Source organism: Arthrobacter sp. BL-252-APC-1A (genome assembly GCF_009696625.1).
Taxonomy (GTDB): domain Bacteria; phylum Actinomycetota; class Actinomycetes; order Actinomycetales; family Micrococcaceae; genus Arthrobacter_B.
Genome location: NZ_VULS01000003.1, coordinates 341,237 through 360,354 on the forward strand (window position 1 = coordinate 341,237; position 19,118 = coordinate 360,354).

The following is a 19,118-nucleotide window of genomic DNA, read 5'->3' on the forward strand; positions in this document are numbered from 1 at the left end:
CTACCGCGCTCTCCTCCCCCGCCGGGCAAACCCGACAGCAACGGCCAGCAGCAGCACCAGACCCTTGATGACCTGCTGCCACGCGGCGTCGACGGACAGGATGGACAGGCCTTGGTTCAGCACGCCCATCACCAGACCGCCGATCACCGCACCCACCACAGTGCCCACACCGCCCTGCACCGAGGCACCGCCGATGAACACGGCAGCAATCGCGTCCAGCTCGAAACCGCCGCCGGCCGACGCCACGGCACCGCCGGCACGCGCCGTACTAACCACGGCGGCGAGACCGGCCAGGAAACCCATGTTCACGAACACCATAAAGTTCACCCAGCGGGTCTTCACCCCGGACATCATGGCCGCGTTCAGGTTCCCGCCCATCGCGTAGATGTGCCGGCCAAACACGGTCCGGTTCAGCAGGAACGAATATGCCAGCACCAGGGCCGCGAGGATGATCAGGATGATCGGCGTGCCGCGGTTGAAGGCCAGCAGATAGCAGAGGTACATGATCGCGGCCACGGCCACGGCGTTCTTGAACACGAACGACGCCGTCCGTTCCCGCGGCAGGTCCAGCTTCCGCAGGTCGCTGCGGGCCTTCAGCTGCTGCACCACCAGTGCCACGGACGCGAGCGCTCCGATGCCCAGTGTGAGCAGGTCCGGGGTGCCGGTGGCCGGCAGCGTCCCGTTGCCGATCGCGTTGAACGGCCGGGGCAGGCCACTGATGGTGCCGCCTGTCAGCAGGATCAGCGCGACCCCGCGGAACACCAGCATGCCGGCCAGCGTGACAATGAACGCGGGTATCCCCACGAACGCCACCCAGAATCCCTGCCACGCCCCGATCAGTGCCCCCACCAGCAGGGAGAGAATGACGGCGGCCCACCAGGGCATGCCCCAGTTGTTCATCGCCAGGGCGGCGATGGCCCCCACTGTGGCGACCACCGAGCCCACGGACAGATCGATGTGCCCGGCAATGATCACCATGACCATGCCGATCGCCAGGATCAGCACGTACGCGTTCTGCTGGATGAGGTTGCTGACGTTGCCCGGATACAGCAGCCGGCCGCCGGTGAGGACCTGGAACAGCAGCACGATCACCACCAGTGCGGCGAGGATGCCGTACTGGCTCAGGTCGATCCGCATCCGTTTCCGGCCGTTGCCTCCGGCAGGCGGCGGGGCCGGTGTCTTGGCCTGTTCAGGAGTAGTTGTGGTCACTGGCCCTGCGCTCCTTCAATTCGGGCGGATTCTGGACGGGCTGCCGTCCCTGATCCGGTCCTGGCGGCCGTCATATGCCGCATCAGTTCTTCCTGCGTGGCGTCTTCGCGGGGAACTTCGGCGGTGAGCCGGCCTTCGGCGATGGTGTAGATGCGGTCGCAGAGCCCGATCAGCTCCGGCAGCTCGCTTGAAATGACGATCACGGCTTTGCCCTGCGCGGCCATCTCGTTGATGATTCCGTAAATCTCGAACTTGGCGCCGACGTCGATGCCCCGGGTGGGTTCGTCCAGGATCAGCACGTCCGGTCCGGAATAGATCCATTTGCTCAGCACCACCTTCTGCTGGTTTCCGCCGGACAGGTTCGCCACCACGGACGCCACTGACGGTGTGCGGATGTTCATCTTCTGCCGGTAGTCATCCGCCACGGCGTATTCGCGGTGTTTGTCGATCACGCCCAGCCGGGCCAGTTTCCCCAGTGCCGCAGCGGACACGTTCACCACCACGGACCCGATGAGGTTCAGCCCGTACCGCTTGCGGTCCTCGCTGACGTACGCCAGTCCGTGCCGGATGGCCTCCCCCACCGACCGGGTCTGGATCTCGACGCCGTCCTTATAGACCCGCCCGGACACCCCGGTCCCCCAGGACCGGCCGAAGATGCTCATCGCCAGCTCGGTGCGCCCGGCACCCATCAGCCCGGCAAACCCGACGATCTCCCCGGAGCGCACGTTAAAGGACACATCGTTGACCACCACGCGGTCGACGTCGATCGGGTGGTGGACCGTCCAGTCCTCCACCCGGAACTTCTCCTCCCCAACCTGCGGGTCCCGGTCCGGGAACTGGCTGTCCAGCGGCCGGCCGACCATGGCACGGATGATCCGGGTTTCAATTTCACCGTTGTCCTCCACAGGGAAGGAGTCGATCGTTTTCCCGTCGCGGATGACGGTGACGGTGTCCGCGATAGCCCGGATTTCCTTGAGCTTGTGCGAGATGACAATGGAGGTGATACCGCCCTCGCGCAGCTGGTCGATCAGCCCCAAAAGGTGCGCCGAGTCGCCGTCGTTCAGTGCCGCCGTCGGCTCATCCAGGATCAGCAGCTTCACTTCCTTGGACAGCGCCTTGGCGATTTCCACCAGCTGCTGCTTGCCCACTCCGAGTTCCAGGATCTTCGTGGCCGGGTTCTCATCCAGCCCAACGCGTTTGAGCAAGGCGGCGGCCTGCAGGTTGGTCTGGTTCCAGTCGATCACCCCGCCGCGCTGCACCTCGTTGCCCAGGAAAATGTTCTCCGCGATGGACAGGAACGGACTGAGCGCCAGCTCCTGGTGGATGATCACCACCCCGTCCCGCTCGCTGTCATTGATGGAGCCGTAGCGGACCTCCTCCCCGTCCAGGGAGATGGTGCCGGAATAGCTGCCGTGCGGGTACACGCCACTGAGCACGTTCATCAGCGTGGATTTCCCGGCGCCGTTCTCGCCGCAGATTCCGTGCACCTCACCGCGCCGAACGGCGACGGACACGCCGTCGAGCGCGCGGACGCCGTTGAACTCCTTCACGATGCCGTCCATGGAAAGGATGACGTCCTGATCGATCATTTCTTGCCTGTTCTTTCCGGAGGGTGCGGGGCACGACGGCGGTGGCGGGCGCCGTCGTCGTCGTGCCCCGCGGGGCGGGCTGCCCTAGAGACCGACGTCGCCGGCCTCCACGAAGCCGGAGTCCACCAGCTTCGACTGGACCTCGTCCTTAACCACGACCTGCGGCTCAAGGATGTAGGTGGGAACCACCTTCACCCCGTTGTCATAGGTCTCGGTGTCAGTGACCTCCACCTCGTCGCCGTTGACTATCTGCTCGATCATGGTGTCCACCTGGGCACCCAGTTCACGGGTGTCCTTCCATACCGTCATGGACTGCTGGTCACCCAGGATTGCCTTGATGTTCGCGACGTCGCCGTCCTGGCCGGTGATCACCGGCCAGTCCGTGCCCGGCGTGTATCCGGCACTCGCCAGGGACTGCTCGATGCCCAGCGCCAGGCTGTCATTGGGAGAAAGCACGACGTCGACCTTGTCGCCGCCGGTGTAGAAGGACTGCAGGCGGTTATCCATTTCCGCCTGCGCGTCCGCGGATCCCCAGCCGAGGATGCCGATGGAGGTCCAGTCGTCATTGGACGCCGGGGACTTGCCGGAGGGAACCACCAGCTGGCCGCTCTCCACGTAGGGAAGCAGCACGTCCCAGGCACCGGAGAAGAAGAACTTGGCGTTGTTGTCATCCGGACTGCCGGCGAACGGCTCAAGGTTGTACGGGCCCTCGCCGTCGGCCAAGCCAAGCTCCTCCTCGATGAACTGGCCCTGAAGCTGGCCCACCTGGTAGTTGTCGAATGTGGCGTAGTAGTCCACGGCGTCTGTGCCGTTGATCAGCCGGTCATAGGCGATCACGGTGACGTCCTGGGACTTGGCGTCTTCCAGGACCGGGGCCAGCGTTTCGCCGTCGATCGCTGCGACTACCAGGATCTTGGCGCCGCCGGCCACCTGGTTCTGGATCTGGCTGATCTGCTGGTCGGTTTTGTCATCGGCGTACTGCAGGTCGACGGTGCAGTCCCGGCCTTCAAGGTTTTCCTTCAGGCCCTCGCCGTCGTTGATCCAGCGTTCAAGGCTGCGGGTGGGCATCGAGATGCCCACGTTGCATTCGACGCCGTCTCCCTCGCTCTCGCTGTTGGTGGTGCCGGCCGGCGCGCAGGCCGCCATACCTGCTGCCAGGCCGAACGCCAGGAAGAGGGCCGAAACATTCTTTCTTTTGCTCATGGTCGAACCTTTGAAAAGGATCCTGCCGCCGGCAAGGCACTGCACGGCGAGACTACGGGAAACATCCTTGTGACCCGGACGGCTGGATCGAGCGGATACAACGCTGTAGCGCCCCTGTCGATACCCCTACCGACAATTTGTAGGCGAGCACAACATATCCCCGTGACGTGGATCACGGCAAGGGGTTTCCGGAACGTTATCCAAACGCAATGCGGGGGTGGAATGCATACGTTGTAATGATCCGTTTCGGGGACCGGCCTGCGTCCCGACCTTCCGTCCGCCGCAGCGGTCCGGGCCCCGCTGTTACGCACCGGGCGGTAAAACCTGGAGGCCGTGCGGGGGCTGACATTGAGCGGCAGAGAGGCGCGTGCGGAGAGCAGTTCATCACCGGGTGTGCCTGTTTCTATATCCACTCCACACGGCTCCCGGCAGCCCTGGCCCTGCCAGCTCTGACCCCGTGCCTCGGTTGGCTCTCGCCGGATTCCTTGGCTCGTCCTGTGTCGCAATAACGCGGTCATGATGGCCAGGGATTCATCCTGTGCTGCAATAACGTCCTATTCGGCGGGCTGGAGCAGCGTTATCGCGACACACCACGCCCCAGGGATGTTCATCAGTGCGTTATTGCGACACAGGATGAGCTTCTGTTCGAGTGGGACCCCTCAGCATCACGCGCAATATGCCGCCGGCAACCCGTTTACGGAAACACCCCCGATCCGCAGCTGCGCCTGATCACCTGCGATGGATTCGACAGCGCCACCGGGCTCTGGCAAGACAACTACGTTGTCTACGCCGTTCTCGCCGATCTGCAATAAGGAACGCCAGATAGCGCTCCCAGCACGTACGAAATCGCCGCAACGATACCGCGGTATTCTTTTCGTCCAAAGACAGCAAACTGGGGGAACGTAAGTGGCATTTTTGGATGGACGCGGTATGGGCCCGCATCGCACTCCGCTGGATGATGAGCAGAGGAACGTGGCCGCGGAAGAGCTTGATGAGGAGGAACCCAAGCGCAAATCGGTCACGCTAGGCGGCGCGCTGGCCGGCCTGATCGTTTTGCTGGGAATCTCAGGGCTGGTCATCGGCATGAATTCTCAGCCCGGCACCCCCGCCTACGACCTGGGGGTGCTGCTGACCGGGCTCGCTGTGTCATCGCTCTGGCTGGTGGTGCCGTTTGTGATTGTCCCGCCCTTCTACAAAGCGACGCAGGACGCCGTTGTGGATCCCTCGCCCAGGTCACGGCACTGGGGCGTTGCACTGTCCGCTGCGGCGATGGCTCCTTCGGTGGTGCACGGAGCTGTAATGCTGCTGGGCAACGTGCTTGCCTACACAGAACATGACCCGACCCTGGAACAGGCACTGGATGCAGCGGTGATCCCGCTGAGATGGATCATGGTCGCGGTGCCTGCCCTCCTGTTCCTGCTCATCGTCGGGCGCATTAGGCGCAGCGGGGCGGTCCGGGCGCAGCGCGATTCCGACTGGCCCATGGGGAACTAGCAGCGCCAGCGGCCATACGGCGTAACATCTCCGGACTTCTCCCAGATTGGGACCCTAGGGTGGGTGCTTCACTCCGGCCACTCCAACCGAAGGATCCGGATGTCCCCCGCTGCCACCGCAGAGACCACCAAGACCATCGACGCGCAGACCTTCACAGCGCTCCTCGGGGACAACCCGAACCTCACCGTCATCGATGTCCGCAATCCCGCTGAGTTCGAGTCCGCACACATCCCGGGCTCCCACAACATTCCGCTGCCCATGCTCTCGGCACACACGGTTGAGCTGGCCGCCCGGCTGGATGACGGCGTCGTGCTTATGTGCCAGTCCGGTGTGCGGGCAAAGCAGGCCCACGAGCGCCTCGCCGCAGCAGGGCTGCAGGGCGGGCAGGTTCTCACCGGCAGCGTTGACGACGTCGAGAAGGCCGGCGGTTCCGTGGTCCGCGGCCGGCAGGTCTGGGACATGGAACGCCAGGTGCGTTTCGCTGCCGGAAGCCTCGTCGGCCTGGGCCTGCTCGCCGGGCGCGTTGCCTCCCCGAAGTTCCGGGTCCTGGCCGGCGGCATCAGCGGCGGTCTGGTGTTCTCTGCCCTGTCCAACACCTGCGCCATGGGCAGGGCACTGGCCTACCTGCCCTGGAACCAGGGCGCGTCCGAGCCGTCCTGGGAAGAGATTCAGGCGAAGCTCGACCGCTAGACATGCAACGCAGCAACGGCCCACCCCCTGGAACGGGCCGTTGCCGCGTTCAGGGGCAGTTCAAGACGCCCACCGCAACATACCCCCATGGATTGTTGAACAATCGGGCGTGATCCCGCACACTTGGAGGACCCCGTTCCCGAGGCGCGTAAGGACCTGCCATGCCGATCATTGACCTGAACAGCGACGTCGGCGAATCGTTCGGCAACTGGGAGATGGGCGACGACGCCGCCGTCTTCGAGTCCGTCTCCTCCGCGAACGTAGCCTGCGGCTTCCACGCCGGCGACCCCTCCGTCATTGCCCAGACCTGCCGCGACGCCGTGGCGGCCGGCGTCACCATCGGCGCGCACGTGGGCTACCGGGACCTGGCAGGCTTTGGCCGCCGCTTCCTGGACTGCTCCCCCACTGAACTGGCCGACGACGTGCTCTACCAGCTCGGCGCCCTGCAGGCCCTGGCCCAGCACGCCGGTGCTGACATCCAGTACGTCAAGCCGCACGGCGCCCTCTACAACACGATCGTGCACCACGAGCACCACGCCCAGGCGGTCATCGACGCGATCCGGGCCTTCAACAAGGAACTCCCCGTCCTGCTGCTCCCCGGCGCCATCGCCCTGGACAAGGCCGCCGACGCCGGGATGCGCGGAGTCGCGGAAGCGTTCGCGGACCGCAACTACAACCCGGACGGCACCTTGGTCTCCCGCCGCGAGCCCGACGCCGTCATTCACGACGCCGACCAGGTCACCGCCAACATGATCCGGCTGGCCACCGAAGGCACCATCATCGCCATCGACGGCTCCGAGATTCCGATGAACGCCGAATCCATCTGCGTGCACGGCGATACCCCCGGCGCCGTCGCCATGGCCCGCGCCGTCCGTGCCGGCCTCGAGGAAGCCGGCGTCAGCATCCAGAGCTTCGTATGAGCGGCCCGCACACTGCGGTCGGCACTGCCGGAACCAACACCGGCATCCGGCCAGCCGGCACCCGCGCACTGCTGGTCGAACTCGGCTCACTGACCGACGTCGTCGCCCTCCACACGCAGCTGAAGGCACACCCGCTGCCCGGCCAGGTGGATGCTTTGGCCGCAGCCACCACTGTGCTGGTCCGCTTCGCCAGCCGCCGCGACACCGTGGCCGGCTTCCCGCTGCTCAGGTCCCTGGACTTCACACGCGCTGATGCGGCCGAGCCGCGGACCGTCACCATTGAAACGGTGTACGACGGCGCCGACCTCGCGGAGGTGGCACGCCTCACCGGGCTTTCCGAGGAGGCTGTGGTCAACGCCCACACCGGCACGGCCTGGACCGGCGGCTTCGGCGGTTTCGCCCCTGGCTTCACTTACCTCACCGGCGGCGACCCTGCCCTGAACGTCCCCCGCCGTTCCTCCCCCCGCACCGCTGTCCCTCCGGGTGCTGTCGCTCTCGCCGGCGACTATTCAGCTGTCTATCCCCGCGAATCTCCCGGCGGCTGGCAGCTCATCGGCCGCACTGCGGCCCCTATGTGGGACCTCTCCCGTGAGAGCCCTGCTCTTGTTCTCCCCGGCGATTCAGTCCAGTTCACCCCTGTCCGTGAACTCATCTCCGCCACCTCCTCTTCTTCCCAGGCCGAGTCCGATGGGCAGGCTGCGAGCGGTAGCGGTGATTCCGTGAGCCCCGCATCGCCGAGCGAGGAACGAGCGAGGTGTCTAAGGGGCGATGGAATCGCCGCTACCGTCTTGGAAGTCAGAAACCCAGGCCTCCAGTCACTCATCCAAGACCTCGGCCGCCCCGGCTATGCGGACTTGGGCGTCTCCGCCGCCGGCGCCGCCGACCCCCGTGCGGCCCGGCAGGCCAACCGGCTGGTCGGCAACCCGGCCGATGCCGCCGTCGTCGAGAACCTTCTTGGCGGACTGGAACTCACCGCACACGGCGACGCCGTCCTCGCGCTCACCGGCGCCGAGCTCCCCGCGAACATCATCGACCCTGCCGGGGCTCGCAGCCGTCAGGCTCCGCACGCCGCACCGTTCGCCCTCCTGGACGGGGAAACCCTGATCCTGGGAACTCCGGTCCGCGGGGTGCGCGCCTACCTTGCCGTCCGCGGCGGGCTGGGCGTGGACCCGGTACTGGGCAGCCGCAGCACCGACTCGATGAGCGGCATCGGTCCGGCACCGCTGGCGGCAGGCACCCGCCTCCCGGTGAGCCCGGCGGAGAGCAACCTGCACGTCGGCGACCCGGAGCCCCCGGTCCTGGCCGCTGCCGGCACCCCGGGCAGCCTGGGCGACGGGTCGGCACCGGCCCTGCTGCGGATCACCGCCGGCCCCCGGCAGGACTGGTTCAGCGCCGACGCCGCCGCCGCACTGGCAGCACAGACCTGGCTCACCACCAGCGAGTCGAACCGGATCGGCGTCCGGCTGGCCCTGGACCCGGAGGATCAGCAGGCAAGTCCGCTGACCCGCAGCCGCGAGGGTGAACTGCCCAGCGAAGGCGTGGTGGCCGGCTCGCTGCAGGTGCCGCCGTCCGGCCTTCCTGTCCTGTTCCTCGCCGACCACCCGGTCACCGGCGGCTATCCGGTGATCGCCGTCGTCATCCCCGAGGACCTGCCCGTGGCCGCCCAGCTGCCGCCCGGACACCCCGTGAACTTTATGTTTGTTGATCCCGATACCCTCGCTCCGTTCAGCGCGGAGCAAGCGGCCGGACTGTTTCCCGAAGGAACCGAATGAACACCCGCATGAAAAAGGTCCTGATCGCCAACCGCGGCGAGATCGCCGTCCGCGTGGCCCGCGCCTGCGCTGACGCCGGCATCGCCTCAGCCGCCGTGTATTCGGATCCCGACGCCGATGCGCTGCACGTGCGCCTCGCCGACGAGGCCTTCCCGCTGGGCGGCGCGTCCGGAGCCGACACCTATCTGAACATTCCCAAGCTGATCGACGCCGCCCGGAAGGCCGGTGCGGACGCCGTCCACCCGGGTTACGGGTTCCTGTCCGAGAATGCCGACTTCGCACAGGCGGTGCTCGACGCCGGACTCACCTGGATCGGCCCGTCCCCGCAGGCCATCCGCGATCTGGGGAACAAGGTCACCGCCCGGGAGATCGCCGTCCGCGCCGGGGCGCCGCTGGTGCCCGGCACTGAGGGTCCGGCCGAAAGCGCCGAGCAGGTGCGCGCCTTCGCCGAGGAGCACGGCCTGCCGGTAGCCATCAAAGCTGCCTTCGGCGGCGGCGGGCGCGGCATGAAGATCGCCCGCCGGCTGGAGGACGTCGAGGATGCGTTCGAGTCCGCGGTCCGCGAAGCAGTATCAGCCTTCGGCCGCGGCGAATGCTTCGCCGAACGGTTCCTGGACAAGCCGCGCCACGTCGAAGCGCAGGTGCTGGCCGATACGCACGGCAACGTCGTCGTCGTAGGAACCCGCGACTGCTCCCTGCAGCGCCGGAACCAGAAACTCGTGGAGGAAGCCCCGGCACCGTTCCTCACCGACGAGCAGCGCACCACCATTCACGAATCCGCCAAGGCCATCTGCCGCGAGGCCGGCTACACCGGTGCCGGCACCGTTGAATACCTGGTCTCCCCCGACGGACTGATCAGCTTCCTGGAGGTCAACACCCGCCTCCAGGTGGAACACCCGGTCACTGAAGAGACCGCCGGCGTGGACCTGGTCCGCGAGCAGTTCCGCATCGCCGACGGCCTGCCGCTGTCCATCACCGAGGACCCGGCTCCGCACGGGCACGCTTTCGAGTTCCGGCTCAACGCCGAGGATCCGGCACGCGGGTTCCTGCCCGGCCCCGGCCCGGTGGACGCCTTCGAACCGCCCACCGGCCCCGGCATCCGGATTGACACCGGTGTGCGTTCCGGCTCCGTGGTGCCCAGCGAGTACGACTCCCTGATGGCCAAGCTGATCGTCTGGGGCGAAGACCGCCCGCAGGCCCTGCGCCGTGCCAAGGCTGCACTGGACGAACTGGTGATCCGGGGTGTCCCCACCGTGGTGCCGTTCCACCAGGCCGTGGTCCGCTCGGAGGCGTTCAACCGCGACGGGGAGCTGGGCGTCTACACCACCTGGATCGAATCCGAGTTCGCCGAGCCGCTGGCCGCTTCCCCGCACATCGCCGCCGCAGCGGGCACCGCCCGCGAAACCATCACCGTGGACATTGACGGCCGCGCCGTCGCCGTCGGGCTCCCCGCTGCCCTGCTGAACGCGCTGCGCTCCGGCGGAACGGGCGCCACAGACGGTGCCGCTGCTGCCCCGCACACCGCCGACGCCGCCCGGCTGGCCTCGCCGATGGCCGGGAACCTGGTCAAGTGGCTCGCTGACGACGGCGCCGAGCTCACCGAGGGCGATCCGGTGGCCGTGCTGGAGGCGATGAAGATGGAAACCACCGTCCGTGCCCACCGCTCCGGCAGCTTCAGCCGGGCTTCGCTGGAACCCGGTGCCGCCATCGGCCGCGGCGATGCCCTGGGCGAGATTGGCTGAGGTGAGCCGTAACAGCGGCGGCGGATACACCGCAGCCGCTGCTCCACCCGTTAGGTTGGATGGATGCTTCTGAACCTCGACGACGCTGCCCACCGCGCCTCGCACGCCAACATCACCCTGTGGGCGGCGGACGTGCTTCGCGGACAGATCGCCGCCGGGAACCTGCTCCCCGGAACCAAGCTCTCTGAGCAGCAGCTGGCCTCGTCCCTGAACATTTCGCGGAACACGCTGCGCGAGGCCTTCACCGTGCTCAGCGGCGAAGGCGTGGTGAGCCGCTACCCGAACCGCGGCGTCTTTGTGGCTTCTCCCGGTGCGGACGCGGTGCGGCGGATCTACCAGGTGCGCCGCATGCTGGAGCCGTCGGCTGCGCTGTGGGGCCAGGAACTGGATCTCGAAAGGCTGGATGCGGTGATCGCCGCTGCCCGGGAAGCGAAGTCCCTTGGGTCCGTGGCGGAGATGGCGGCCGCAAACCAGGCCTTCCATGAGGCCATCATCGCGATGTCCGGCAGCTCCCAGCTGCAGGAAATGATGTCCCGGGTGCTGGCCGAGATGCGGCTGGTCTTTTATGCCATGCGCAGCGAACCGGACTTCCATTCCCACTACGTGGAGCAGAACGCGAAGATCGTGGAGCTGCTGCGGGCCGGAAAGCGGAAGAAGGCAGCGGAGACGCTCCGCGGCTACCTCGACGCCGCCGAGGCGGAGCTGCTGGAACACCTCGCGGCGGACAGCCGGTAAGGCTCCCGCCCCGAGTCGCCCGCAACAGGTCGTTACGGCACCAGGTACGCGCTGTCCCGGGCGTCGGTAATCAGCATGTGGCCCGGCGCATGGCCAATCGCCAGCGCCGGCTTCGACTCCATGACCGCCGCCTGCGGAGTGACCCCGCAGGCCCAGAACACCGGGATATGCCCCGCCGGGATGTCCACCGGGTCGCCGAAGTCGGGCCGGCCCAGGTCCGCAATGCCAATCTCCGCAGGATTGCCCACATGCACGGGAGCCCCGTGCACGGCCGGGTAACGGGAGGTGATCCGCACGGCGTCGGCCACCTGGGAGGCGGGCACCGGGCGCATCGAAACCACCAGCGGGCCGGACATCTCACCGGACGGCTCGCAGCGCACCGAGGTGCGGTACATCGGCACGTTGGTGCCCTGGTCGATGTGCGCGATCCGGATGCCGCCCTCCTGCAGTGCCGCTTCGAAGGTGAAGCTGCAGCCAACGATGAAGGTGACCAGGTCATCGCGCCAGTAGCCGGTGATGTCCGTCGGGTCCGCGGTCTTCTCCCCGTTCACGTACACCGTGTACCGCGGCACGTCGGTGCGGATGTCCCCGCCGGCCAGCAGCGGACCGCTGGTCTCCCCGGCGTCGAGCACACCCAGGATGGGGCAGGACTTGGGATTGCGCTGGGCGAAGAGCAGCACGTCAAAGGCCTGCGCTTTAGGCACGATGATCAGGTTCGCCTGCGCGTAGCCGGCGGACCAGCCCGCCGTCGGCGTCACCAGCCCGTTCCGGAACAGTTCCCGGGCCTCGGCCGGGGACAGGGCCGCCGGGTCGAGGGCGGCCAGTGTTGCAGGTTTCGTCATGCGTTCATCCTTCCGTGGGCGGCGCGGGCCGGGCCCGCGCCGCAGATTGCGCCTACTCCCAGAGTGCAGCGAGACCGGAGAGCGAGTTCCAGCCGAGGAACAGGGTCAGTGCCCAGGCCAGGACGCCGATGGCCAGTAGCCACTTCGGGTACTCGTACCCTTGCAGCAGGTCACGGCGCCGCCAGGCTGCCCAGAGCAGGATGCCGAAGCCCAGCGGCAGGATCAGGCCGTTGAACGCACCGGCGAAGACCAGCAGGGTCTGCGGTGCCTGGCCGAGCAGCAGGTAGGCGGCGGTGCAGAAAGCAATGAACGCCACCGTGATCAGGCTGCGGGTGCGGTCCTTCGTAGCGGGGGTGGTGATGAAGGAGACCGATGTGTACGCCGCACCGATCACCGATGTCAGGGCCGCAGCCCAGAAGACGATGCCGAACATGCGCAGGCCGATTTCGCCGGCTGCGTGCCGGAATGCGTCGGCTGCGAGATTATCTCCGGCCAGGGTGACGCCGCCGGCCACCACGCCAAGGATGGCCAGGAAGAGCAGCATCCGCATGACGCCGGTGACGATGATGCCCAGCAGCGAGACCCTGGTGATGTCCTTGACGTGTCCGGGCCCGGTGGTGCCGGAGTCCAGCAGGCGGTGCGCACCGGCGTAGGTGATGTAGCCGCCGACGGTGCCGCCGATCAGGGTGGTGATGGTCAGGAAGTCCACCTGCTCGGGCAGCACGGTGTTCTTCAGCGCTTCGCCCACCGGCGGAGCAGCGGAGATCGCAACATAAATCATCAGCAGGATCATGACGGCACCCAGCGCCACCACGATCCGGTCCAGCGCCAGTCCGGCCTTCTTGGACAGGAAAATGAAGATCGCGACGGCGGCGGAGATGGCCCCGCCCACCTTGGTGTCCATACCAAGCATGGCGTTCATGCCCAGTCCGGTGCCCGCGATGTTGCCGATGTTGAACACCAGACCGCCGATGAAGACCAGGCCGGCCAGCAGCCAGCCCGCGCCGGGCAGCACCTTGTTGCCCAGGGTCTGGGCGCGCAGCCCGGAGACGCCGATGATGCGCCAGACGTTCATCTGGACCGCGATGTCCACGAGGATCGAGACCAGGATCGCGAACGCGAACGCCGCGCCAAGTTGGACCGTAAAGACGGTTGTCTGGGTGATGAAGCCTGGCCCGATGGCACTGGTGGCCATAAGGAACATGGCTCCGAGGAGTGCCGTGCGCTTGGCGTTCGGCCGGACCTTCACTTTCGTCGGCTTGGGTTCCATGGTTTTTCCGATCACTGGAGAATGTGGGGGGCGCCACAGGGGCTTCCAGCAGTCTAAGGGTTGTTGAACAATCCGCCAGCGTTTTTGTTCAACAATCTGGACTTCGTAACATGCTTTTTACATCGCCCGGCTAAGTCGGCGGCCTAAGCCGGCGGTCCCGGCAGCTCAGGTGCGGTCCCCACCCGCCCGTAGCCCGGTTCCCCGGCCCACCCTGCGCGCCCCCGGCCAGGCAGCACGACGGCGGCGCGCGGCCGGCCGCGCACGGACCGGGCCCTGGCGGTGTTCACCGCGTCCCGAATGCTGATCCGCAGCGCGGGCCCGTGCCCCGGGAGCAGCAGCGACGCGTCCAGCCGGGCCAGGGTGAGCAGCGCGCGGTCCGCCCCGGCGCCGTCGGAGTGGAACATCGTGTGCAGCAGCTGCGGCCCGGTTCGACCGCTGATCCGGTGCCCGGTGACCAGCGCATCTCCGGTGACCACCGCGCGTGCCGCTGGCAGGAGGAAAGAGGTGTGCCCCGGAGTGTGTCCTGCGGTTGGCACGGCCACGGGACTGCCGGGCAGCTCCGCGAGTCCGGCGTCGGTCCAGGACCGGGCGTCGGGAATCGCCACCCGGCCAAGCCCGCCGGCACCAAGCACCTGCGCACCCCAGGCCAGCACCCGGGGACGCCAGGCACGGGCGAGCACCTGGGCAGGAGAAACCTGCGCCTTCTCCCGGCCGTGCAACAGCTCCAGTTCAGCCGGACTGCACAGCACCGGCGTGCCGAAGGCCCTGGCGAAGAACGCGGCTGCGCCCGTGTGGTCCACATGGGCGTGGGTGACCAGCACGGCCGATGCCGCGGCAGGCTCCAGTCCTGCCCCGCGGATCGAGGCAAGCACCAGGTCCCGGTCTCCCGGATACCCTCCGTCCACCAGCGTGAACTCCCGGCCCCGGCGCAGAATGACCCAGTTTGATGCCGGTCCCTGCACAAAGACCACGTCGTGTGCCGGCTCACTGAGGGCATACCGTGCACTATTCCGGTTCCCCATAGCTGCTTCCCTCCGCCTCCCCGCACGAGTGCCTGCCCGGCACGAGCGTCGCACCGGGAAGCACCACGGTCAATGCCTGTTACTTCCCGTCCCCCCGCTCCGCGGACCGCCGGTATTCGCTCGGCGTGAAACCCAGCACCTCGCGGAACACATCCGTCAGATGGGCGTGGTCGGCGTAGCCCAGCTCGGCAGCGACGTCGGCAATCCCCAGGTCCGGATCGGTGCGCAGCCGATCGGCCGCCTCCTGCAGCCGGTAGCGGCGGATCATCGCCAGCGGCGGCAGGCCCACATGCTTCCGGGCAATCCGCTGCAGGCTGCGTACCGAAACTCCCAGCAGGTCAGCGGCCTGGTCCACGCGCGTGAGGGATGGATCCGCCTCGATCAAGTCCTCAAAGCGGTTGGCCAGCAGGCTCTCCGGCGGAGGTTTGGGCAAGGCAGCTTCCACCCAGGCCGACGCCGCCGCAACAGCCGCAGCGCGGCGGGCACCGCCGTCGTCGTCGTTCGCCTTTGACTCCATTGCGGCGGTGACGGGCATCCGCAGCCCCGGCCGCTCCAGTGCGGTGCTGGCATCCTTCAGCGCTCCCGGGTCTGCGCACAGGAGCGGAACCGCCGCCGGGCGCAGCAGCAGTCCGAAGGCCCAGCCGGTGCCTTGCAGATCACGGACGGAACGGCGCGTTGCCGGTCCGTAAAGCCTCGTCCCGGCAGGCTCCACCACCAGGTTCAGCGCCGGGAAGGGCAGGACCTCCTGCCTGGAGGTCCGTCCGGGTGCCAGGTCCCACTCGGGGATCCAGAACCAGCGGATGCGGTCTGCCAGCAGTGCCGGCGGGGGTACCCGGTGGAACGAGGGCAGCCGGGCCGGATACAGCGGGCCGCGCCACTGCTGCTGCATCGCTCCTCCTCCACAGGTCGCCTCTCGCCGGGAAAAAACACCCGGTTGTCGCAAATTGCCAAGCCGCCGGGCTGTCTGCGTTCCTAGCCTGATTCCATGACTACAACCCAGAACCACAACAATCGCCCCGGAGTCACCGGCCGGCACACCACCGACGGCATTCCCCGCGGCCTGACCAGTCTCACACCGTTCGTCGCCGTCCCGCGAGCAGCTGACGCAATCCGTTTTTACCAGGACGTTTTCGGCGCAAGGGTCGTGGACGTGACGGAAATGAACGGCGTAACCGTCCACGCAGACCTCGACCTCGGCAGCGGACACCTCCAGCTCGGCGAACCGAACCCTGAATACGGTTTAGTGAACCCGCCGGAACCGGACGCAGCCTGCTATTCCCTTGGCTTCTACTGTTCCGATGCCGATTCCGTGGTGGCACGCGCGGAGGCAGCCGGCGCCGTGGTGCGGGAACCGCTGGAAACGTTCGTCTCCGGGGACAGGTTCGCCAGCATCCGCGATCCCTTCGGAATCCGCTGGACCATCATGACCCGGGTCGAGGACCTGTCAGAGGAAGAAAGCGCAGCACGCGTGGCGCAGTGGGCGGCGCAGCAGGGCTGAGCAGGCGTACCACCTCCTGCACCCGCCGGGCGGCTGCCGGCAGACAAAACGGTCCCGCGGCGGTGTGCCGCGGGACCGTTGTGATCTGTTTCGCTGGCTACGGCAGCCGCCAGAACACTTCGTCATTGTTCTGTTCGGCGAGGATCATGCGCATGCTCAACCGGCTGTCTTCGCCCAGGGCACTGTCCGGGACGTCAAAGCACGCTTCCTGCGTCACGGTGTCCCCCTTGCTGAGCAGCTCCTGGTCAACAGTCCGCATACCCAGGCTCATGGAGCAGCCCATCACGGAGTAGATCTTGTTGTCCGTCCCCACCAGTTCCGCCGGCAGGTCCAGCCAGGGCCGCCCATCCCCCTCACCGTTGTAGACGGCGCTGAACCGGGCGATGACGTAATTGTGATCCGGTGCACCGGCAGAGGGGTCGCGGTCCAGGACTTCAGCCTCGGCGTCCCGGTCAAGCTCAACCAGCGTCACGGTGTAATCGCCCACGGTCACTTCGTCTCCGGCAGCGTTGGCAGGCTGGGCAACCTTTTCGGCGATATAACCGGCTGAATACTCGTAGGCATAATCGTTTTGCGCCGATTCCGACAGCTCTTCGGACTCTTCCAGGAACTCCGCGAAGGACTCCGCGCTGGTCTCGGTACCTGGCCCGTTGTCCTCCCAGAGGCCGGCGTCCCGGAGGGAATCGACGACGACGGTGTTTACGACAATGGCTGCGACCATGGACAGCGCGGCAATGGACAAGGCTGCGATGGAAAGCGGTTTGGCGATGTTTCGGCCCTTAATCCCCTTGACCAGTGCCGGGATGCCGAGCCCCACGGCGACGGCTGCCAGCGGGAAGGATACGAAATTCACCAGGGGAATCCAGCAGATCAGCAGTGCCAGAATGGCCAGGACCAACGCTGCGATTGCCAGTCCCTTGCCAGGCGTGGGCGGCGGCGGAGTGTAGCTGCCGTAGCCGGGATAGCCCGGCTGGCCCGGATAGCCAGATTGACCTGGCTGAGCAAACTGACCCGGCTGCCCAAACTGACCGGGGTACCCGGGCTGGCCCTGGTAGCCGGGATACCCGGAACCGTACCCCTGACCTGATGCAGGACCGTGTGAAGGCGCCGGAGGGTACGCGGGGCCCTGGGGTCCACCTGGAATGCCGGCGTAAGGGTTGGGTTGGGGCGGGGTCTGGGCGCCGGCGTAGGACGGATAAGGTGCAGCAGGGCCGGGCGATGCAAACCCGGACACCTCGGCCGAACGGCCTTCAGGTACAGAGTCCGCAGCTGTTTCCGCCGGACCTTCCACTGAGGCCGGCTCTGCGGCGTCTGCCCGCTGATTGGTTCCCGGCCAGCCGTCCGCCGATTCAGGCTGTCCTTGTTCCCTGTCCATCGTTCCCCCCAATGTGGTCCGGTATTTAGGTTCACGGCAGCTCCAGCGGCCACCCCGAACCATCCTAAGGGACCCGAGGCGGCCCGCTGACCTGCGGAAACACAAAAAGGGCCCGCACCACGGTATGTGGAACGGGCCCGAATGTTGAAGGCGGAGGCTACGCGAGAGCCGCCACGGCGGCGTCGTAATCCGGTTCGGTGGTGATTTCCGGAACCAGCTGGGAGTGCACAACGGTGCCGTCTGCATCAATTACGACGACGGCGCGGGCCAGCAGGCCGGCCAGCGGACCTTCGGTCTGGGTCAGGCCGAAGTCCTCGCCAAAGCTGCTGCGGAATGCGGATGCTGCCACTACGTTCTCGATGCCTTCCGATCCGCAGAAGCGGCCGAGGGCGAACGGCAGGTCCTTTGAAACGCAGATCACCGTGGTGTTCTCCAGTCCGGCAGCAATTTCGTTGAACCGGCGGACGCTGGCAGCGCAGACGCCTGTGTCCACGCTCGGGAAGATGTTGAGGACTACGCGGCGGCCGGCGAAGTCACCGGCGGTGACGGGGGCGAGATCGGTACCGACCAGGTCGAAGGCCGGAGCGGAGCTGCCGGTGGCGGGGAGCTCGCCGGCGGTGCGGACAGGGGACTGCTTAAATGCTGTGGTTGCCATAGCTTGTGTTTATCACGTTCTGTTCTGACATCTGCAACGCTGACCTGCGCAAATGCTGGTCGACGGTCATCGGCCAGAAAAAAGTTGAAGCACGGGGGTTCCCTTTTTATGTGCCGGTGCTTAACTGGAAATGGTTCCTTAAGGCGGGACCAGAACAGGTCCACTTGGCCGGGACCAGTAGGTTCATCGGCCGGACCTTGGAACGACTCCCTGGCGACAGCCGGGGAGCCGTTCAGTTTAAGGCGCCTTTTGCCGGCGGGCTACTGAGCGGCCCAGTACACCCGGTCATCCTTGAACGAGAATGAGGTCTTCACCAGGACCTTCGCATCGTTCACTGCCTCGGCCGGCACATCGAAGCAGACGGAATAGTCGCCGGCGCCGCCGTTGGTGAGGGTCGGAACCTCGTGCGCAGGGTTGGGCGACACCGCGCTGCATGTAGTGGTGGAGTACTGGCGAGCGTCGGAACCGGCGAACTCCGTGCTGAGGTCAATCCACGGATCGCCTTCCTCAGCGCCGTTGTAGACCACGGCCATGTCCACCAGGACGTACTGCCCGGCCGGAGGCTCGTTGAACTGGTTTTCAGCCAGGACCTGTTCGTTCGCGTTCAGGTTCACGCCGGTGACGGTGACCGTGTACTCGCCGATTTCCGCAGAATCGCCAATCGCCAGGGACTGGGTGCCGGCTTCTTCCTGCTCCTCTTCCGTTGCTGCGACAACGCCGTCGGATCCGTCCTCAATGCTCTCGACTACTGAATCGATGGCAGCTGAGTACAGAGCCTGGGTCGCGAACACGCCGATGATCGAAAGGACGCTGAGGATGAGGCCGGCAATCGGCATACCCTTCGGCGCCCTCCGCTTGGAGGCGACAACAAGGGCGGCGACGGCGAAGCCGAGGCCCGCGATGCCAACGAACAGGAAGAGGTTGTTCAGCACCGGAACCCAGCACAGGGCGAAGGCCACGATGCCCAGGACCAGGGCGGTGACAGCCAGGCCCTTGCCGGGCTTGGCCGGTGGGGCCGGCAGCGGTGCCGGCGCGGGTGAATAGGTTGCGTTTTCCATTGCGGATCCCCCATAGGATGCAAAAGCAGGACGGCCGTGGGGCC

17 protein-coding genes are annotated in these 19,118 nt (G+C 66.7%); 7 read left to right on the top strand and 10 right to left on the bottom strand.

The features are described from left to right. From mmsB to chvE, 3 genes are all read right to left on the bottom strand, one after another. Positions 1-1,209 carry a multiple monosaccharide ABC transporter permease gene (gene mmsB, locus FYJ28_RS06705; protein WP_442778576.1) on the bottom strand — a complete coding sequence of 403 codons (1,209 nt, stop codon included), beginning with the start codon at positions 1,207-1,209 and terminating at the stop codon, positions 1-3. Continuing rightward, complete coding sequence (mmsA, locus tag FYJ28_RS06710; protein WP_154578714.1) at positions 1,206-2,798, bottom strand: multiple monosaccharide ABC transporter ATP-binding protein; 1,593 nt, start codon at positions 2,796-2,798, stop codon at positions 1,206-1,208. The genes mmsB and mmsA overlap by 4 nt, the downstream gene beginning before the upstream one ends. A gap of 84 nt (positions 2,799-2,882) precedes the next feature. Then, positions 2,883-4,001 carry a multiple monosaccharide ABC transporter substrate-binding protein gene (chvE, locus tag FYJ28_RS06715; RefSeq protein WP_154578715.1) on the bottom strand — a complete coding sequence of 373 codons (1,119 nt, stop codon included), beginning with the start codon at positions 3,999-4,001 and terminating at the stop codon, positions 2,883-2,885. Between the two features lie 930 nt (positions 4,002-4,931). On the opposite strand from chvE, the gene FYJ28_RS06720 reads away from it, so the two are divergent. The 6 genes from FYJ28_RS06720 (at position 4,932) to FYJ28_RS06745 (ending at position 11,354) form a co-directional block, all read left to right on the top strand. Further along, a complete protein-coding gene (locus FYJ28_RS06720; protein ID WP_154578716.1) occupies positions 4,932-5,495 on the top strand; it encodes a hypothetical protein in 564 nt (187 codons plus the stop codon). A gap of 99 nt (positions 5,496-5,594) precedes the next feature. Then, complete coding sequence (locus tag FYJ28_RS06725) at positions 5,595-6,185, top strand: rhodanese-like domain-containing protein (RefSeq protein ID WP_154578717.1); 591 nt, start codon at positions 5,595-5,597, stop codon at positions 6,183-6,185. A gap of 161 nt (positions 6,186-6,346) precedes the next feature. After that, positions 6,347-7,105: a LamB/YcsF family protein gene (locus FYJ28_RS06730; RefSeq protein ID WP_154578718.1), complete on the top strand. Its 759-nt coding sequence runs from the start codon at positions 6,347-6,349 to the stop codon at positions 7,103-7,105. Beyond that, positions 7,102-8,877, top strand: a complete 1,776-nt coding sequence (locus FYJ28_RS06735) for a carboxyltransferase domain-containing protein (protein WP_154578719.1) — start codon at positions 7,102-7,104, stop codon at positions 8,875-8,877. Before FYJ28_RS06730 ends, FYJ28_RS06735 begins: the two co-directional genes overlap by 4 nt. 8 nt (positions 8,878-8,885) lie before the next feature. Then, the gene (locus FYJ28_RS06740) at positions 8,886-10,619 is read left to right on the top strand and encodes an acetyl/propionyl/methylcrotonyl-CoA carboxylase subunit alpha (RefSeq protein ID WP_154578850.1); all 1,734 of its coding nucleotides are present in this window, start codon (positions 8,886-8,888) and stop codon (positions 10,617-10,619) included. A gap of 63 nt (positions 10,620-10,682) precedes the next feature. Further along, positions 10,683-11,354, top strand: coding sequence for a GntR family transcriptional regulator (locus FYJ28_RS06745; protein WP_154578720.1), 672 nt, complete (start codon positions 10,683-10,685; stop codon positions 11,352-11,354). A gap of 32 nt (positions 11,355-11,386) precedes the next feature. Here the strand turns inward: FYJ28_RS06745 and FYJ28_RS06750 are convergent, their stop codons facing one another. The 4 genes from FYJ28_RS06750 to FYJ28_RS06765 all read right to left on the bottom strand — a co-directional run bounded on the left by FYJ28_RS06750 (position 11,387) and on the right by FYJ28_RS06765 (position 15,377). Beyond that, positions 11,387-12,196: a putative hydro-lyase gene (locus FYJ28_RS06750; protein WP_154578721.1), complete on the bottom strand. Its 810-nt coding sequence runs from the start codon at positions 12,194-12,196 to the stop codon at positions 11,387-11,389. Between the two features lie 52 nt (positions 12,197-12,248). Beyond that, the gene (locus FYJ28_RS06755; RefSeq protein ID WP_229780299.1) at positions 12,249-13,466 is read right to left on the bottom strand and encodes an NRAMP family divalent metal transporter; all 1,218 of its coding nucleotides are present in this window, start codon (positions 13,464-13,466) and stop codon (positions 12,249-12,251) included. A gap of 143 nt (positions 13,467-13,609) precedes the next feature. Further along, positions 13,610-14,488 carry an MBL fold metallo-hydrolase gene (locus tag FYJ28_RS06760; protein WP_154578722.1) on the bottom strand — a complete coding sequence of 293 codons (879 nt, stop codon included), beginning with the start codon at positions 14,486-14,488 and terminating at the stop codon, positions 13,610-13,612. Positions 14,489-14,567: 79 nt separating this feature from the next. Further along, on the bottom strand, positions 14,568-15,377 hold the full coding sequence (locus tag FYJ28_RS06765) for an AraC family transcriptional regulator (RefSeq protein WP_154578723.1): 810 nt from the start codon (positions 15,375-15,377) through the stop codon (positions 14,568-14,570). A 96-nt stretch (positions 15,378-15,473) separates the two neighbouring features. On the opposite strand from FYJ28_RS06765, the gene FYJ28_RS06770 reads away from it, so the two are divergent. Continuing rightward, positions 15,474-15,986: a VOC family protein gene (locus FYJ28_RS06770; RefSeq protein ID WP_154578724.1), complete on the top strand. Its 513-nt coding sequence runs from the start codon at positions 15,474-15,476 to the stop codon at positions 15,984-15,986. Between the two features lie 97 nt (positions 15,987-16,083). Here FYJ28_RS06770 and FYJ28_RS06775 read toward each other — a convergent pair whose 3' ends face one another. From FYJ28_RS06775 to FYJ28_RS06785, 3 genes are all read right to left on the bottom strand, one after another. Further along, positions 16,084-16,839, bottom strand: coding sequence for a hypothetical protein (locus FYJ28_RS06775; protein WP_154578725.1), 756 nt, complete (start codon positions 16,837-16,839; stop codon positions 16,084-16,086). Between the two features lie 679 nt (positions 16,840-17,518). After that, entirely contained in the window at positions 17,519-18,016 is a 498-nt protein-coding gene (gene tpx / locus FYJ28_RS06780) for a thiol peroxidase (protein ID WP_055240010.1), read from the bottom strand. 260 nt (positions 18,017-18,276) lie between these two features. Beyond that, positions 18,277-19,074: a DUF4190 domain-containing protein gene (locus FYJ28_RS06785; RefSeq protein WP_154578726.1), complete on the bottom strand. Its 798-nt coding sequence runs from the start codon at positions 19,072-19,074 to the stop codon at positions 18,277-18,279. Between the last annotated feature and the right edge of the window lie 44 nt (positions 19,075-19,118).

Bases quoted from the DNA above. Each gene is read 5' to 3' on its own strand.
- FYJ28_RS06740 (WP_154578850.1), top strand. From the start codon at position 8,886: ATGAAAAAGGTCCTGATCGCCAACCGCGGCGAGATCGCCGTCCGCGTG.
- FYJ28_RS06760 (WP_154578722.1), bottom strand. From the start codon at position 14,488: ATGGGGAACCGGAATAGTGCACGGTATGCCCTCAGTGAGCCGGCACAC.
- FYJ28_RS06785 (WP_154578726.1), bottom strand. From the start codon at position 19,074: ATGGAAAACGCAACCTATTCACCCGCGCCGGCACCGCTGCCGGCCCCA.
- FYJ28_RS06750 (WP_154578721.1), bottom strand. From the start codon at position 12,196: ATGACGAAACCTGCAACACTGGCCGCCCTCGACCCGGCGGCCCTGTCC.
- chvE (WP_154578715.1), bottom strand. From the start codon at position 4,001: ATGAGCAAAAGAAAGAATGTTTCGGCCCTCTTCCTGGCGTTCGGCCTG.
- FYJ28_RS06745 (WP_154578720.1), top strand. From the start codon at position 10,683: ATGCTTCTGAACCTCGACGACGCTGCCCACCGCGCCTCGCACGCCAAC.
- FYJ28_RS06730 (WP_154578718.1), top strand. From the start codon at position 6,347: ATGCCGATCATTGACCTGAACAGCGACGTCGGCGAATCGTTCGGCAAC.
- FYJ28_RS06720 (WP_154578716.1), top strand. From the start codon at position 4,932: ATGGGCCCGCATCGCACTCCGCTGGATGATGAGCAGAGGAACGTGGCC.
- FYJ28_RS06725 (WP_154578717.1), top strand. From the start codon at position 5,595: ATGTCCCCCGCTGCCACCGCAGAGACCACCAAGACCATCGACGCGCAG.
- FYJ28_RS06735 (WP_154578719.1), top strand. From the start codon at position 7,102: ATGAGCGGCCCGCACACTGCGGTCGGCACTGCCGGAACCAACACCGGC.
- tpx (WP_055240010.1), bottom strand. From the start codon at position 18,016: ATGGCAACCACAGCATTTAAGCAGTCCCCTGTCCGCACCGCCGGCGAG.
- FYJ28_RS06770 (WP_154578724.1), top strand. From the start codon at position 15,474: ATGACTACAACCCAGAACCACAACAATCGCCCCGGAGTCACCGGCCGG.
- FYJ28_RS06765 (WP_154578723.1), bottom strand. From the start codon at position 15,377: ATGCAGCAGCAGTGGCGCGGCCCGCTGTATCCGGCCCGGCTGCCCTCG.
- mmsA (WP_154578714.1), bottom strand. From the start codon at position 2,798: ATGATCGATCAGGACGTCATCCTTTCCATGGACGGCATCGTGAAGGAG.
- FYJ28_RS06755 (WP_229780299.1), bottom strand. From the start codon at position 13,466: ATGGAACCCAAGCCGACGAAAGTGAAGGTCCGGCCGAACGCCAAGCGC.